Annotated in this window: 12 protein-coding genes; 8 read left to right on the top strand and 4 right to left on the bottom strand. The window is 59.6% G+C overall.

Annotation, left to right across the window (positions count from 1 at the left end):
- Positions 1-68 precede the first annotated feature (68 nt).
- Together gcvH and gcvP are read left to right on the top strand one after the other, a co-directional pair.
- Complete coding sequence (gcvH, locus tag M8N44_RS12515) at positions 69-449, top strand: glycine cleavage system protein GcvH (RefSeq protein WP_012419500.1); 381 nt, start codon at positions 69-71, stop codon at positions 447-449.
- A 97-nt stretch (positions 450-546) separates the two neighbouring features.
- Positions 547-3393 (top strand): aminomethyl-transferring glycine dehydrogenase, encoded by a 2847-nt coding sequence (gene gcvP, locus M8N44_RS12510; RefSeq protein ID WP_102728719.1) that lies wholly within the window; start codon positions 547-549, stop codon positions 3391-3393.
- Between the two features lie 137 nt (positions 3394-3530).
- On the opposite strand, the gene M8N44_RS12505 is transcribed toward gcvP, so the two are convergent.
- The 3 genes from M8N44_RS12505 to M8N44_RS12495 form a co-directional block, all read right to left on the bottom strand.
- A complete protein-coding gene (locus M8N44_RS12505) occupies positions 3531-4262 on the bottom strand; it encodes an alpha/beta hydrolase (RefSeq protein WP_102728720.1) in 732 nt (243 codons plus the stop codon).
- Positions 4263-4354: 92 nt separating this feature from the next.
- Positions 4355-4984: a DUF805 domain-containing protein gene (locus tag M8N44_RS12500; protein WP_102728721.1), complete on the bottom strand. Its 630-nt coding sequence runs from the start codon at positions 4982-4984 to the stop codon at positions 4355-4357.
- 9 nt (positions 4985-4993) lie between these two features.
- Complete coding sequence (locus M8N44_RS12495) at positions 4994-7153, bottom strand: sulfatase-like hydrolase/transferase (RefSeq protein ID WP_102728722.1); 2160 nt, start codon at positions 7151-7153, stop codon at positions 4994-4996.
- A gap of 386 nt (positions 7154-7539) precedes the next feature.
- Between M8N44_RS12495 and M8N44_RS12490 the strand changes: the two genes are divergently transcribed.
- A complete protein-coding gene (locus M8N44_RS12490; RefSeq protein ID WP_102722657.1) occupies positions 7540-7746 on the top strand; it encodes a hypothetical protein in 207 nt (68 codons plus the stop codon).
- 69 nt (positions 7747-7815) lie between these two features.
- Here the strand turns inward: M8N44_RS12490 and M8N44_RS12485 are convergent, their stop codons facing one another.
- Positions 7816-9630 carry a DEAD/DEAH box helicase gene (locus tag M8N44_RS12485; RefSeq protein ID WP_102722656.1) on the bottom strand — a complete coding sequence of 605 codons (1815 nt, stop codon included), beginning with the start codon at positions 9628-9630 and terminating at the stop codon, positions 7816-7818.
- A gap of 194 nt (positions 9631-9824) precedes the next feature.
- On the opposite strand from M8N44_RS12485, the gene M8N44_RS12480 reads away from it, so the two are divergent.
- The 5 genes from M8N44_RS12480 (at position 9825) to purM (ending at position 14979) form a co-directional block, all read left to right on the top strand.
- On the top strand, positions 9825-10628 hold the full coding sequence (locus M8N44_RS12480) for a VC0807 family protein (protein WP_102749486.1): 804 nt from the start codon (positions 9825-9827) through the stop codon (positions 10626-10628).
- Between the two features lie 11 nt (positions 10629-10639).
- The gene (locus M8N44_RS12475; protein WP_022396491.1) at positions 10640-12178 is read left to right on the top strand and encodes a sialate O-acetylesterase; all 1539 of its coding nucleotides are present in this window, start codon (positions 10640-10642) and stop codon (positions 12176-12178) included.
- A 21-nt stretch (positions 12179-12199) separates the two neighbouring features.
- Positions 12200-13177 (top strand): GDSL-type esterase/lipase family protein, encoded by a 978-nt coding sequence (locus tag M8N44_RS12470; RefSeq protein WP_102728725.1) that lies wholly within the window; start codon positions 12200-12202, stop codon positions 13175-13177.
- Between the two features lie 235 nt (positions 13178-13412).
- Positions 13413-13874 carry a DoxX family protein gene (locus M8N44_RS12465; protein WP_022396489.1) on the top strand — a complete coding sequence of 154 codons (462 nt, stop codon included), beginning with the start codon at positions 13413-13415 and terminating at the stop codon, positions 13872-13874.
- 103 nt (positions 13875-13977) lie between these two features.
- Positions 13978-14979, top strand: coding sequence for a phosphoribosylformylglycinamidine cyclo-ligase (purM, locus tag M8N44_RS12460; RefSeq protein ID WP_022396488.1), 1002 nt, complete (start codon positions 13978-13980; stop codon positions 14977-14979).
- Position 14980 lies beyond the last annotated feature (1 nt).

Genomic DNA, 14980 nt, shown 5'->3' with positions numbered 1-14980 from the left:
CTACGGCGCAAAAATAAACTGACAAACACTGCATTTTACTACACTCTCACCTCAAACAATTACATCTTATGCACGACGTACCAGAAAATCTGCTGTATTCCAAGGATCACGAATGGATTGAAATTGACGGGGACATCGGCACCATCGGCATCTCAGACCATGCACAGGCCGAACTCTCCGATGTAGTCTTTGTAGACCTTCCCGAAGTAGGCGCCACCGTTGCCGCCGGCGACCCCGTCGCCGTCGTGGAATCCGTCAAGGCCGCCAGTGACGTGTACACCCCGGTTTCCGGTGAAATCCTGGAAGTGAATGAAGAACTTTCCAATGATCCCTCCCTCATCAACTCCGATCCCTACGGAGCAGGCTGGCTGTACAAAATCCGCCTGGACGTTCCCACGGAAACGGAAGACATGATGAACGCCACGGACTACGAGGAATACTGTTCCTGACCCGTTCCTCCCTCCCCCGCCCCGGTGATTCCATCCCGGGGCATTTTGAATTTAACCCGGCCCCCGCGGCCGGGCTCCATTACCTGCCAGATACCACATGAATACCCACTCAGACTTTGCCAGACGGCACATCGGCCCCCAGGGGGAAGAACGCCGGGAGATGCTTGACAGCCTCGGCTACCAAACTCTTGATGAACTCATTGCGGACATCGTTCCCGCAGACATCCGGATGCAGGATCCCCTGGACCTGCCCGCAGCCAAATCGGAAACGGAAGCCCTGGAGGAACTCCGTTCCATCCTCCGGAAAAACAAGCTTCTGAAAACCTTCATCGGCCAGGGCTACTACGGCACCATCACGCCCTCCGTCATCCTGCGCAACGTACTGGAAAATCCCGGCTGGTATACGGCCTACACGCCCTATCAGCCGGAAATCGCCCAGGGACGCCTGGAAATGCTCATGAACTTCCAGACCATGGTCTCCTCCCTGACGGGCCTGCCGGTGGCGAACGCCTCCCTGCTGGATGAAGGCACCGCCGCCGCGGAAGCCGTCACCATGTGCCGGAACGCGCGCCCCAAGGCAAACACCTTCTTTGTGGCGGACACCTGCCACCCCCAGACCATCAGCGTCATCCGCACCCGCGCCGCCTTCCAGGGCGTCAACATCCTGGTGGGGGACTGGACCTCCTTTGACCCCGCCTCCGTCGGCGCGGATCTAGCCGGGGCGCTCGTCCAGTATCCGGACACGCTCGGCCGCATCTGCGACTACACGGACTTCTTCTCCCGCGTGCATGCCACGGGCGCGCTCTGCGTCGTGGCGGCGGACCTGATGGCCCTCACCGTCATCCGGGAACCCGGCGCCTTCGGGGCTGACATCTGCATTGGCAACACGCAGCGTTTCGGCGTTCCGATGGGCTTCGGCGGCCCCCACGCCGCCTACATGTCCTGCACGGACGCCCTGAAGCGCCGCATGCCCGGCCGCCTCATCGGCATGTCCATAGACACCCAGGGCCGCCCGGCCTACCGCCTGGCCCTGCAAACGCGGGAACAGCACATCCGCCGCGACAAGGCCACCTCCAACATCTGCACCGCCCAGGTGCTTCTGGCCGTGCTGGCCGCTTTCTACGCCGTATACCACGGGAAGGAAGGCCTCAAGCGCATCGGCACGGAAATCCACCGGAAAACCAAAAGCCTGTACAAGGCGCTCACGAACGCCGGCATCACCATTGAAAACAAGGACTTCTTTGATACCCTGCTGCTGACCGTCCCCGGCCAGGCGGACGCCATGGTCCGGAAAGCCCTGGAAGCGGGTTACAACATCCGCAAGGTGGATGCCGGCCACGTCACCATTTCCCTGGATGAAACCGCTACCTGCGCAGACGTAGCGGCGCTGGCCTCCGCCCTTGCGGGCGCGGAAACCTCCGCCCCCTGCTGCTGCGAGACTCCCGCCTGGGCCCCAGTCCATACGCGCCAGACGCCCTTCTGCACGGAAACGGCCTTCAACTCCTACCATTCCGAAACGGAAATGATGCGCTACATCCGCCGTCTGGAATCACGGGACCTGGCCCTGAACGAAGCCATGATCCCTCTGGGCTCCTGCACGATGAAGCTGAACGCCGCTTCCGAGATGATCCCCATCACGTGGCCGGAAACCAGCTCCCTGCATCCCTTTGTTCCGGCGGACCAGTCGGAAGGCATCCGGGAAATGCTCTCCGTCCTGTCCGACCGCCTGGCGAAAATCACGGGCTTTGCCGCCGTCTCCCTCCAACCCAACGCGGGCGCGGCGGGGGAATACGCCGGCCTGCTGGCCATCCGCCGCTACCAGAAGCACGCCGGGGAAGGCCACCGCGACGTCTGCCTCATCCCGACCTCCGCCCATGGAACGAACCCCGCTTCCTCCGCCATGGCGGGCCTCAAGGTGGTGCCCGTCAAATGTGACGAAGGCGGCAACATCGACATGGAGGACCTGAAAGCCCAGGCGGAAACCCACCGGGACAACCTCTCCTGCATCATGGTCACCTACCCCTCCACGCACGGGGTGTATGAACAGACCATCAGGGAACTCTGCGACATCGTCCACGCCAACGGCGGCCAGGTGTACATGGACGGCGCCAACATGAACGCCCAGGTGGGGCTGACCTGCCCCGGCTGCATCGGCGCGGACGTCTGCCACCTGAACCTGCATAAAACCTTCGCGATGCCGCACGGCGGCGGCGGTCCCGGCATCGGGCCCATCGGCGTGGCGGAACACCTCGTTCCCTTCCTGCCCGGCCACCTCACGCTGGGCCATGAGGAAGGAGCTGTGGCCTCCGCAGCATGGGGAAGCGCCTCCATTGCCGCCATCTGCTGGATGTACCTGTCCATGATGGGACCGGAAGGCCTCAAGGAAGTCACGGAAATGGCTATCCTGAACGCCAACTACATCGCTAAAAAACTCGGCCCCCTCTTCCCGGTCCTCTACTCCGGAAACAAGGGGCTGGTGGCCCATGAATGCATCCTGGATCCGCGCCAGCTCACCCATGACGCCGGCCTCACCGTGGATGACATCGCCAAGCGGCTCATGGACTACGGCTTCCACGGCCCCACCATGTCCTTCCCTGTTCCGGGAACCCTGATGGTGGAACCCACGGAATCGGAACCCAAGGAGGAACTGGACCGCTTCATCGAAGCCATGGAACACATTCATGCGGAGATCACGGCCGTCATCAACGGCACGGCGGACAAGGAAGACAACGTCCTGAAAAACTCCCCCCATACCGCGGAAATGGTCTCCGCCGACGAATGGCGGCACCCCTACTCCCGCAGTGAGGCGGCCTATCCGGTATCCGGCCTGCGCATCCATAAATTCTGGCCGTACGTGGGCCGGGTGGACAACGTCTACGGGGACCGGAACCTGGTCTGCACCTGTGACACGGTGGAGGAATTCTCCAAAGCCGTGGAAGCGTAACGCCAAATATAACTTTTAACCTAGAAGGGGCTGTTCCATTCATTGGGGACGGCCCTTTCTATTTCCACAGAACAAGACCGCTCCTTCGAGGAAAATCTCTTCCCTGGGCATCGCGCCACCAACGGGCAACCCGGACCTCACTTGATAAACTCAAGTACAAACCGATTGACCAGCTCGTGCTGTTTCTCCGTTCCGCCCCCTCCCATGCCGCTATGCGTAACTCCCTCCAGCTTCACCACCCTCATATGAAACTCCTCCTGCTCCTTTATACCGGGCAGCACTCCCTCGTCCGCCTCATAATCACATCCCCTCAAGGTATACAGCCGCGGTTTCCGGATTCTCGGCATCTTCATCCTGCGGTGATCCAGGGAAATGGCCTTATCGACCAAAAGGGGATGCCTGGCCGCAAAAAGCATGACCATGTCCCCTCCGTTTGAGTGCCCTATGAGAATAAGCTTTCCCCAATCCAATCCCGGTTTCAGCTTCCTGAACTCCTGAATGGCAAACAGGATATTTTCCACTCCCCTTTCCCAATTCGGCATGCGGGCCTCCATCAAATTCCCTTCCATTGCCAGAAGCGGATCCTGGGGCAATTCATGCTGTATGCTGATTACATAATACCCCTTTCCTGCAAGAAAACGGTTCAAATAGGAATATGCCTGGCTGGATTTGACGTTCCTGTTTCCGTCATAGCCATGATTGAAAATGATTACCTTTGTCTCGGAGCTTTCCTTCTCCGGCTGATAAACGGTTACCGGAACCACTCTGTTCCTGCCGCCATCAAAAAGGCCAATGGTGAATTCCATCTGGGAGAAGCCATGGGCAGCGCTTTGAACCAGCACAACCAGTATAACAAAAAAACTGTTCATTTTCAATGCTGCAATCATGCAGAAATTCCCTTAACCGGACGTTCCATCCCGGCCTGTTCTCCTTCAATGCGTCCAGCTTCCGGCTTCATTCTTCAACTCCAGGGCGGATCACCGTACTTGTTCTCTCCCGGCAGGCTCTCCCCATAACACAAATACATCAACAGCAGCCAGCCCACTACGGGCACGGCCAGCCATATCAGGAAAAGGCCGCTTTTCCCCACATCATGCAGGCGCCGCACCATCGTAGCCGCCAGGGGGAGAAACAACACGGGAAGCACCACGTAAGCCAGGGGAAAAAGCAGCTCCAACAGGGGGGACACGGAAAAAAAACCGCTTTTCATGATGGACGGAACCCCTGCCACGACCAGCCACGCGATGCCCATGGTGGAATAAACCTCGCGCATCTCCTGTTTTCCGGCGCGTCCTTCAAAACTGCACCATCCCTTAATGATGCGCGTCCAATACTTCTTCCGCGTCCAGGCGGGAATGGCGGGCTCTCCCCCGGTTTCGAGCTCCGGCATGGCTGATTCCTCCATATCGGCATCCATGACGGTCATGGAGGGAATGAAGGAAGACAGCGGCTGCCAGCCCCCGTCGGGAAGCTTCCTCACCAGGGTACGGTTGGACAGCCGCCCATGGTTGCGAGCCTGAATCAGAAGCACCAGAGAGACGGGTCCCTTGGAGGAACCGTCAATCGCCTGGTACTCGTAAAGGTCGCTCATCGGAGGTTCTTATTCGGCCCCGCCGTCATGGCTGAACGCGGACGCGGGAATCTCCTGCTTGGACAAGCCGGGGCCTTGCCACTTCAAGACCAGCTTGGAGGCGGGACCGGCATTGCCCACATAGCCGATGCGGATGGGATGCAACCCGGCCTTTAAATAAACGGGATTCTTCCGGTCGCCCAAATCGGAGGAAACTTCGGAGCCCGGTTCGTAAGTCTTGTCCGCATCAATCAATTCCATGCCGTGCAGGCGGACAAAAGCCTTGCTTCCCTTATTCGCATCCGTGGACAGATAAAAAGTATACTCCCCGTCAGCGGGCACCTTCACGTACCCCGTCAATTCCACCCCGCGCTTCCGGGGCCCGTTCATCTTGACGGACGGAGACGGGGCCACGCCATGCGCGGCAGCCTGCTTCTTGAGCTGGCGGAAATCCGGAACCCAGGGGAACTCTCCTTCATAGAGGGACCACTTCAAGCCGGGGGAGGCAGCCCCTTTTGTCTCCACTGCCGGGACCAGCGCCGTATCAAACACCGTCTTGGAAGGAAGGGAGGCACGCCGATTGGACAGGGCAGCGGCCTTCATGCGGGCCTGAAGCTCCGGCTTGGAGGAAGCAAGGTCCTTGCTTTCCTGCGGATCATTCAGGGTATCGAAAATCATGAAATCCTTGTCCGCGTCCTTCACCCCCATGCGCAGGCCTTTCAGGCCGTCCACAAAGACGATCTGCTGCTGGCCCCGTTCCGCTCCCTTGTGTTCGCCCAGGAAATCCTTGTAGCCGGGCGTCTTGCCGCCGACGTTATATTCGGAATAAATAATGCCGGGCTTCTGCTGGTCCGCATGGCCTGTCAGCGTCGGCAGCAGGGAAACGCCGTCGCTGCGGGCGGGAACCGGCACTCCGGCGGCATCCGCCAGCGTAGCCAGCCAGTCATGGAACTGTCCGGGCTGGAGGCTGATCTGGCCCTTGGGAATGCGGGCGGGCCAGCGTACCAGCGTGGGAACGCGCATTCCGCCTTCCCAGCAGTCGCGCTTGATGCCGTCCATCATGCCGTAACTCTTGAAAAACTGCGGATTCTGCGCCCCATGCCTGTGCTTGGGGTCGGCGCCGCCTTCATTGTGGGGGCCATTGTCGGAGGTAAAGACAATCATCGTATCGTTGTCGATCTTCAAATCCTTCAGCAGATGAATCAAATCCGCCACGGCATCATCCACGCGGCGGATCATCGTGGAATGCCGTTTGGCCACCTCATTCGGGAAGCGGGCATTGTCCGGATAAATGTACGTGTCCTTGTCTTTTTCCGCCTTGGCGTCAAAAGCCGTATTTACGGATTCCGTGCCGTTCTTCTTCACCCACTGCAGGCCGCCTTTCAAACCGCCGCCGGAAGGATAGGGCGTTCCGGGAACCACCAGGTTGCCGTGAGGGGCCGGAAAAGCCAGGTACAGGAAAAACGGCTTGCCGGTCTTGCGGGCGGACTTGCGCTGGTCCACAATCCATTGCTTGGCGCGGGCGGCAAACAAATCCGTGGAATAGGCGGTCTGGGGAACCTTGTCCTTGATATTCTTCCATTCGGGATTGGAGGCGTAACCGTTGTACTCGAAAATGTCGCGGGACTCGGAAGGATAATGGAAATGCCCGGCCAGATGGTCCAGGATGCCGTAAAAATAATTGAAGCCGCGCTGGTGGGGACCGCCCGTCACCGGACCATGGCTTTCGCCGCCGCCGCCCACGCCCCACTTGCCGATGGCGGCGGTATCATAACCGGCGTCACGCATCACGGTGCCCAGCGTATGGGAATCTTCAATGGGATGGTCAAAGCGGTTGTTCCTCACCACGCGGGAATTCCCCTGGTGCACCCCCAGCAGCAGGGAGGCGCGCGCCGGAGCGCAGACCGGAGCGGCGGAATAATGCCGGCGCAGTTGAATTCCCTCCCGGGCCAGCGCGGACAAAGCCGGGGTCTTGAACTCGTTCTTCCTGTCCACCGTCCGCCCGTTCAGCTTCTGCTGGCTCCAGTTGGAATCCAGATCGCCCCAGCCCATATCGTCTACCAGAATAAAAATAACATTGGGTTTTGAATTCTTGACGGCCCGGGCGGCGGGCTTCGCAGCCTGCCCGGAAGCGCTCATGCACGGAACCAGGGCAGTCAGAAGAACGGATAGGAAAGATACCAGCTTCATGATTCAGATGAAAATAGACTCTAGGGGAAACGTTAAAACAGAGCGCGATCTTACATGAATTCTCCCATCTCTCAAGATAATTAAACGGAAAGGGAATTGATGATTGCTGTATCAGGCCTATAGTGAAAAAACTATGAAACTGCCCCATACTCTATTGATTGCATCCGCCCTTCTGCTTCCCTCCGGTACGCTCTGCGGGCTGGACGTGTGAATGGCTGACCTGGAAAAAGCCGCCGCACAAGCCGAAAAAGAGAATAAGGACCTGTTCATCGTTTACAGGGGGGGCGCCTGGAATCCGGAGGCATACGGCGTGCCGGAACGGCAGATCTTCCAAATCTGCATGGCAGGGCGCCATTTAAAAAAAGGAACTGTCTGCCGGACTGGAAATGCTGAAATCCGCCAGGGGCATGGCTCCATGGAGCAAACACGCCAACAAGGCCCACACCGATTTCCTGCGCATCCCAGGCAACCGGGATACGCTGCATAGGCTGTGGAAGCAGTACAAAAACGGCGCCGAGGAGGCGGGGACCGCCTACCGGAAAGGCATCCTCCTGAATCCGGACCCCGTGCCCATGGAACTGAAACTCCAGTAAAGCAGCCGCTCCCGTGGAAAAAACCGTTTCCGGAAGGACGCAAGTAACGTGTCCGGAACCGCGGAAGCGTCAGAACCGCTTCTTCCTGTCGTCCCTGCGGGGGCGGTCGCCCCAGCGTTCACCACGGTCACTGCGGAAGCCTCCGCGGTTTCCCCTGAATCCGCCGCGGTCGCTCCGGTCCCGGTCTCCGCGGTAGCCGCCGCGGAAACCTCCGCTGCGGCGGGGTGGACGCGGCCCGTCGGAATATTCCGGCGTGCCCTTGTCCTCGCGGACGTTGACCTCATACCCGCAGACGGTGGCCGTAGCCAGGGCGTCCAGGAGCTGGGGAGCTACGGAAGCGTCCACCTCAATCAGGGAATGCTTGGGGAAAATCCGGATATCGCCCACGGCGCCCTTCTCCATTTCCACCGTATTGTAAAACAATCCGGCGATGTCCTTGGGCCGCAGGCCGATCATCTTGCCGCCGTTCATGAACAGCGTGACCGTATCCCCCTTGTGCTGCCAGGAATCTCCCTTTTGCGGGCTCTCCGCCTCTTCTCCGGGCTGGGATACATGGCGCGTCCTGCGGGCGGGCTTGTCCTCCGGAATGGGCTGTACTTCCCGGTGCGTGCGCTCCCGGAGCAAATCAAACAGGGCGGCGGCCATGGCTTCCGGAGCGGCTTCCACTTCCTTCAATTCCTCCGGCAGAACGGCATCCGGCTTGAGGCGTTCCAGAATATCATCCACCAGGGATTCCGTCCGGAGCTGGTCCACCTGAACGGCGGTCAGCACGGGTTCCGGAGTCAGCTTGACGCCGATGAAGCGTTCAATGCGGCTCATCAGGGAAAAATCACGGCGCCCCATAAAAGTGATGGCCTTCCCCTTGCGCCCGGCGCGCGCCGTGCGGCCGATGCGGTGCACGTAATCCTCCGGATCACGCGGCAGTTCAAAATTCACCACGGCATCCACATCGTCCACATCCAGGCCGCGGGCGGCAATATCCGTAGCCACCAGCAGACGCAGGCTCCCCTTGCGGAAGGAATCCATCACGCGCTCCCGCATGATCTGGGGCATGTCCCCGTGGAGACGGTCCACGGGATAACCCCGGGCCGTCAGGCCGTCCACGATGTCGTCCACCACTTTCTTGGTATTGGCAAAAACCAGGCCCATCTTGATCTTCCCCGTGTCCAGCAAGCGGCTGAGCACCTCAATCCGGGAAGAAAATACCACCTCATAATAAGACTGTTCAATGGTGGGCACCGTCAGCGTGGGCCGCTCAATGGTGATCTGGACGGGGTCCTTCATGAACCGGTTCACCAGCCGGTTGATTTCCGGAGACATGGTGGCGGAGAAAAACAGGGTCTGCTTCGTTTCCGGCATGAACTCCGCAATACGTTCAATATCTTCCAGAAAGCCCATGTCCAGCATCTCGTCCGCTTCATCCAGAATCAGCATGCGGAGATTGTCCAGCTTCAGCGCACCGGACTCCATCAGGTCCATGACGCGGCCGGGCGTTCCCACCACGAACTGGACCCCGCGCCGCAGGGCGTCCAATTGCGGGCGGAAGGAGGAACCGCCATAAATGGGAACGGCGGAAACGCCGTCCATGAACAGGGCCAGCTTGTCCACCTCCCGGCAAATCTGGACGGCCAGTTCCCGCGTGGGGCAAAGGGCCAGCACCTGGACATTCCGCTCCTCGGGATCAATGCACTCCAGGGCCGGAATGGCAAAGGCAAGCGTCTTTCCGGAACCCGTATGGGACAGCCCCACGATATCGGACCCTCCGATCGCAGCGGGAATCGCCTGCTCCTGAATGGCGGAAGGAGTATCGAAGCCGAGCACTTCAATGGCTTCCAGAATCTCCGGCGAAATGCCAAGCGTCGAAAAAGAAGATGTTTGAGTCATGGGGGAAAAATGATCTGTCAGAGTCACGGGAGAAGCTGAACATTATTCACACCTGTGTCCAGCCAAAAGAACGGAAGATGCCGTTAGATGCCACGATTTCCGCGGGGCCGCCTGCGGAGGAAAAAACCGCCTCCCCCCGCTTCTGGTCTTTACATTCACACACGGGGTTGCAACTTGCGGGGACGCATCTGCGTATGATACAAGTACCTGCCTCCGAATTCATGGATAAAACGCAAAACAACTCACGTTCCTCCCTGCTGGGAATTTTCATCAACATCCTGCTCCCGGTATTGATTCTGGACTACTGCAGCGCGGGCCCCGCCAATCCCCTGGAACGTCCGGCGGGGGAAAGCTTCTGGCACATCGGCCCGGTATGGGCGCTCGTTTTCGCCCTTTCCCTTCCCCTGGTCTATGGAATCCGTTCCCTGGTCGTCACCAGGAAATTTGACCTGATGTCCGGCGTAGGCATGGCCGGCGTGCTGCTGACGGGCGTCATCAGCATCTTCGTCATCGGGCCGGAGGGGCGCATCCACAGCGCCACTCCCTGGCTGTTTGCCGGAAAGGAGGCCCTGATTCCCCTCATCCTGGCGGCGGCGGTCGTCGTCTCCCGCTCCACCGGCTCCCCCCTTCTCAACATGTTCATTTACACGCCGAAGCTGTTTGACGTGCGCAGGATAGAACAGGCGGTGGCCGCCAACGGCGAGGAACAGACCTACCAGCGCCTGCTGGCAAACTCGTCCTGGATTCTGGCGGGCACGCTGGTTGCCTCCTCCATCGGCAACTTCTTCCTGAGCCTCTCCTTCATGTCCTCCGTCATGCGCCAGCCTGAGGCGGAACAGCAGGTGGCCTACAACGTGGCCATCGGCAGCATCACCTGGTGGGGCTTCCTGATCATCGGGGTGCCCATCCTGGTCGCCCTCGTCTTCATCATGACGCGCCTGATCAAACGGCTCGGACGGCTGACCGGCCTCACACGGGACGAACTCCTTCTCAAATAACCTGTTAAATCATGCATCTCCATACTCCATGCATCCTGGCTGCCGCCATCGCCCTGAATGCGGCTTGGGCGGCCGCTCCCCAATTCGACCGGGTATTCGGTTCCCACATGGTCCTTCCCCACGGGAAAAACGTGCCCGTCTCCGGCACGGCTGATCCCAACAAGGAAGTGACCGTCACCTTCGGAAGCTCCTCCCTGAAAACAAAGGCGGATTCCAAGGGAAAATGGAGCGTCACCCTGCCCCCCATGAAACCCAGCGCAGAGGGACAAACGCTGACGGCCACCCAGAACGGAGACTCTTCCAAGCTGGACGACGTGCTGGTGGGAGAAGTGTGGCTGGCCTCCGGGCAGTCCAACATGCTGTTCCGCCTGAACCAGACCTCCACGGCCAAGGAAGACATAGCCGCCTCCGCGGACGAGCAGCTCCGCTTGTTCAACAACGTCCCACAGGCCCACACGAACAACGCCCCCTATTCCGACAAGGATTTTGACGCCGTCACTACGGACAAATTCTATAAGGGGCAGTGGGCCGTCAGTTCCCCCGCCGCCTCGGGCCCGATGGCGGCCGTCGGCTACTACTTCGGCAAAAAACTCCGTGAAGGGCTCGGCATTCCGGTAGGCATCATCCATTCCTCCCTGGGCGGCTCGGAAATAGCGGCGTGGATTCCCCGGCAGGTCATCAATGCCAACAGCAGCTTCCGCACCCTGCGCGGCAACCACTGGCTGGACTCACCCCTCATCTCCGACTGGGTAAGGGGACGCGCCAGAAAAAACATCTCCCCGCGTCTGGACCAGGGGTCTCCGGACCATCCCTACAAACCGGCGTTCCTTTATGAATCCGGCATCGCGTGGATGACAGCCCTCCCCATCACGGGCGTCATCTGGTACCAGGGCGAATCCGACGCTGAAATCATTGACAACGAACAGAACGGCATGCTGCTGAAAACCATGATCTCCTCCTGGAGAAAAGCCTTCCGCAATCCGGAAATGCCCTTCGTCATGATTCAGCTCCCCCGCATCAACGATCCGTCAAAAATCCGTGCCGGCTGGCCGGAATTCCGGGAAATGCAGGACACGGTAGCCAAAACCGTCCCGCAGGTCTACAGCGTCAACACCATTGACCTGGGTTCCACCAACGCCGATGTCCACCCCCCCTTCAAGCGTCCCGTGGGAGAACGCGCGGGGAACACGGCACTCAACAAGGTTTACGGCAAAAAGGTTCCCTGTGAAGGCCCCTCCTTCAAAGCCTTCAAACCCTCCGGCAGCGCCCTTCTGATCCAACTGGAACACGCCAAAGACCTGACCACGACGGACGGCAAGGAACCGGCCCAGTTTGAAATTGCCGGGGCGGACGGCGCTTACCATCCCGCCACGGCGGAAATCACGAACAGGAAAGGCAGCACCGCTGTCATCCGCCTCACCTCCCCGGAGGTCAAATCCCCCAAACACGCACGGTACTGCTGGAACCGCTTCGTGACCCCCAACCTGGTCAACGGCGACCAGCTCCCCGCCCGCCCCTTCCGCACGGATGCGCCCACTCCTAAAAAATAACCCTTCTCACTCCACCATACCATGAACCTTCATCTTCTCTTCGCTTCCCTGGCCGCGGCCCTTTCCCTGGGCACCGCGGCACAGGCCGTCCCCACCAAAGTAGCCTGCGTGGGGGACAGCATCACCTTCGGCTCCGGCCTCCAACCCGGAGATGCCCGGTATCCGCAGGTGCTCGGCACGCTGATGGGCCCGGACTTTGACGTCCGGGGATTCGGCAACCCCGGAAAAACGGCGGGCGACTATCCGGGCCAAGTGGGCCGCTGGTACGGCAGCACCAAGGAACACAAGCAATCCCTGGAATTCAAGGCGGACGTTTACATCTGCAACCTGGGCATCAACGATACGGGCCGCTGGTGGGACCCCAAGCTGTTCGCCAAGGGTTATGACGACCTGTTCAATGCCTGGAAATCCGCCAATCCCAAGGCCAGATTCTTCGCCTGGGGCCTGCTGGGTCCGGACTACCGCGGCCCGCTCAACAAAAAGGCGTTCCCCGGCAACTGCTACCCGGATGTGCGCAAATACGCAGGCTCGGACAACGGCTCCGCGGCCAACCGTCCGGAAGCGGAAAAACTGATCGCCACCGTGGCGCGCAAGCACAAGGTCGGCCTTTTTGACGCGCTGCACCCCCTTTCCGATCATCCGGAATGGTATGTGGACGGCCTGCACCCCACGGAGCCGGGCGCGCGGCGCATTGCTGAAATCACCTTCGCCAAGCTGGCAAAAAGCATGAAGCTCAAGCAGCCCGCCCCCAAGCTGGAACCTGGCATCGGCAACGTGATTATCAACAATTCCGGAGACTCCGGCATCCTGCTGGACGGCTGGAAGCTGACGGACGGCTCCAATACGCTCGTCTTTGAAAACGCTACCGTCATCCACCCCAAAGACAGGCTTATCATCACCATAGGCGCGGAAACTCAAAAGGACCCGACCAAGCCCCTGGAAATCAAATCCGCCAAATCCCCCTCCGCCTTCCGCCTGATTCCCGCAAAAAAGCATTGAACACCCCTTGAAAAACCTATTGAAGAGGCTGTCTGCCAGCCTCTTCAATAAGAAACATTATCTCCTTCTCCACCCGCGCGCGGCAGTGTCTGCCGGCAGGCCGGAAACTGCGGAAAGTGCCCGGCTTCTCCTCAAACGGAACGTCCGCGCAGCAGGCCGCTTCCTCCTGGTTCCGGATATTTCATTTCATCCTATTTTATTTGAGCATTTCTGCCGCACGAACGGTCTACAGTGCATGGAACAGAATAAATGCAAATCATCCGCGTGCTGCCTGCTGGGCTCTTTCTCCACCAACACCAGCATGGACTTCGGCGTCCTATTGCTGCGCCTGGGCGTAGGCGCGATGATGCTTGTGCACGGCATCCCCAAGCTGGGAATGCTCATCAGCGGAAACTGGGCGGCTTTCCAGGACCCGCTGGGAATCGGCAACTTCCTGTCCCTGCTGCTGTGCGTAGGCGCGGAATTCGGATGTTCCATCCTCATCTTCCTGGGGCTCTTCACCCGCCTGGCCTCCCTTCTCCTGATCATCAACATGTGCGTGGCTCTCTTCCTCGTCCTGGGCCTCTCCGGCTGGGGCGCACAGGAGCTCGCCGCCATCTATCTGCTGATTTACCTGACCCTCTTCTACACGGGACCGGGCAAATTCTCGCTGGATGCCTGGTGGCTCTGGCGCGACTGCAAGATAGAAGTGGAATAAAAAGGCTTCCTCCTGCGCGGCCTATGGCAAAAATACTTCTTTTTTCACTCGCCGCGGCAGGAGCCTTCCTTTAGGATGCTGGCACACCCAGTCCATCCGTTCAATGTCCGGCAAACTAACCTACAAGCAATCGGGGGTCGATACCAAAGAAGCAGCCGCTTTCGTATCCGACATCAGCTCTCACGTTAAAAGAACGCAAAAGCAGAGATCCCTGCACCAGGCCTTCGGTCTTTTTGCCGCCGCCTATGACCTGAGCTCCTACAAGGAACCGGTCATCGTCACCGGATGCGACGGCGTAGGCACCAAGACGGAAATCCTTTTCGAACTGGACATGGTGGAAACCGCCGGCAAGGACCTGGTGGCCATGAACGTCAACGACATCCTTACCACGGGCGGAGACCCTCTTCTTTTCCTGGACTACCTGGGCATCTCCAATCTGGAACAGGAACGTACCCGCATCACCCGCCTGGTGGCCGGCATGTGCGACTATCTGGAATCCTGCAACTGCATCCTGGCCGGCGGAGAAACGGCGGAAATGCCCGGCGTGGTTCCGGAATCCATCGTGGAACTCTCCGGCTTCTGCATCGGATGCTGTGAAAAAAGCAAGCTGATCGACCCCAAGACCGTTCGCCCCGGAGACGTATTCATCGGCTACAAATCCGACAGCTTCCATGCCAACGGCTGGAGCCTTATCCGCCGCATTCTGGAGGAAAACCCGGACGTGGTTGATGAAGAGGAACTCCGTTCCCTGCTACAGCCCACCCGCCTGTACCATGACGTGGTGGCGGACATGCGCCGCTTCAACGTCATCCCGAAGGCATACGCCCACATCACGGGGGGCGGCCTTCCGGAAAACCTGGAACGCTTCCTGGGCGACTACGGCGCGGACCTCACCATTCCCTGCTGGGACAACACCGCAGCCCAGAAAATCCTGAAGCATGTGGACCCGCAGGACCGCTTCAACACCTTTAACATGGGCATCGGCTGGGTAGCCATCGTGAAGCCGGAGGACGTGGAAGCCGCGCTGAAGGCAGGCCCCGGCGGCACCGTCATCGGCACGTTGAGAGAAGGCCGCGGCATTCATGTCAAGGTACAGGGCGAATAGA

The organism is Akkermansia massiliensis (genome assembly GCF_023516715.1).
Classification (GTDB): Bacteria; Verrucomicrobiota; Verrucomicrobiia; order Verrucomicrobiales; family Akkermansiaceae; genus Akkermansia; species Akkermansia massiliensis.
This window is presented reverse-complemented; position numbering and strand designations above follow the sequence as displayed.

Bases quoted from the DNA above. Each gene is read 5' to 3' on its own strand.
- gcvP (WP_102728719.1), top strand. From the start codon at position 547: ATGAATACCCACTCAGACTTTGCCAGACGGCACATCGGCCCCCAGGGG.
- M8N44_RS12470 (WP_102728725.1), top strand. From the start codon at position 12,200: ATGAACCTTCATCTTCTCTTCGCTTCCCTGGCCGCGGCCCTTTCCCTG.
- M8N44_RS12465 (WP_022396489.1), top strand. From the start codon at position 13,413: ATGGAACAGAATAAATGCAAATCATCCGCGTGCTGCCTGCTGGGCTCT.
- M8N44_RS12475 (WP_022396491.1), top strand. From the start codon at position 10,640: ATGCATCTCCATACTCCATGCATCCTGGCTGCCGCCATCGCCCTGAAT.
- gcvH (WP_012419500.1), top strand. From the start codon at position 69: ATGCACGACGTACCAGAAAATCTGCTGTATTCCAAGGATCACGAATGG.
- M8N44_RS12500 (WP_102728721.1), bottom strand. From the start codon at position 4,984: ATGAGCGACCTTTACGAGTACCAGGCGATTGACGGTTCCTCCAAGGGA.
- M8N44_RS12490 (WP_102722657.1), top strand. From the start codon at position 7,540: ATGCTGAAATCCGCCAGGGGCATGGCTCCATGGAGCAAACACGCCAAC.
- M8N44_RS12505 (WP_102728720.1), bottom strand. From the start codon at position 4,262: ATGAACAGTTTTTTTGTTATACTGGTTGTGCTGGTTCAAAGCGCTGCC.
- M8N44_RS12495 (WP_102728722.1), bottom strand. From the start codon at position 7,153: ATGAAGCTGGTATCTTTCCTATCCGTTCTTCTGACTGCCCTGGTTCCG.
- purM (WP_022396488.1), top strand. From the start codon at position 13,978: ATGTCCGGCAAACTAACCTACAAGCAATCGGGGGTCGATACCAAAGAA.
- M8N44_RS12485 (WP_102722656.1), bottom strand. From the start codon at position 9,630: ATGACTCAAACATCTTCTTTTTCGACGCTTGGCATTTCGCCGGAGATT.
- M8N44_RS12480 (WP_102749486.1), top strand. From the start codon at position 9,825: ATGATACAAGTACCTGCCTCCGAATTCATGGATAAAACGCAAAACAAC.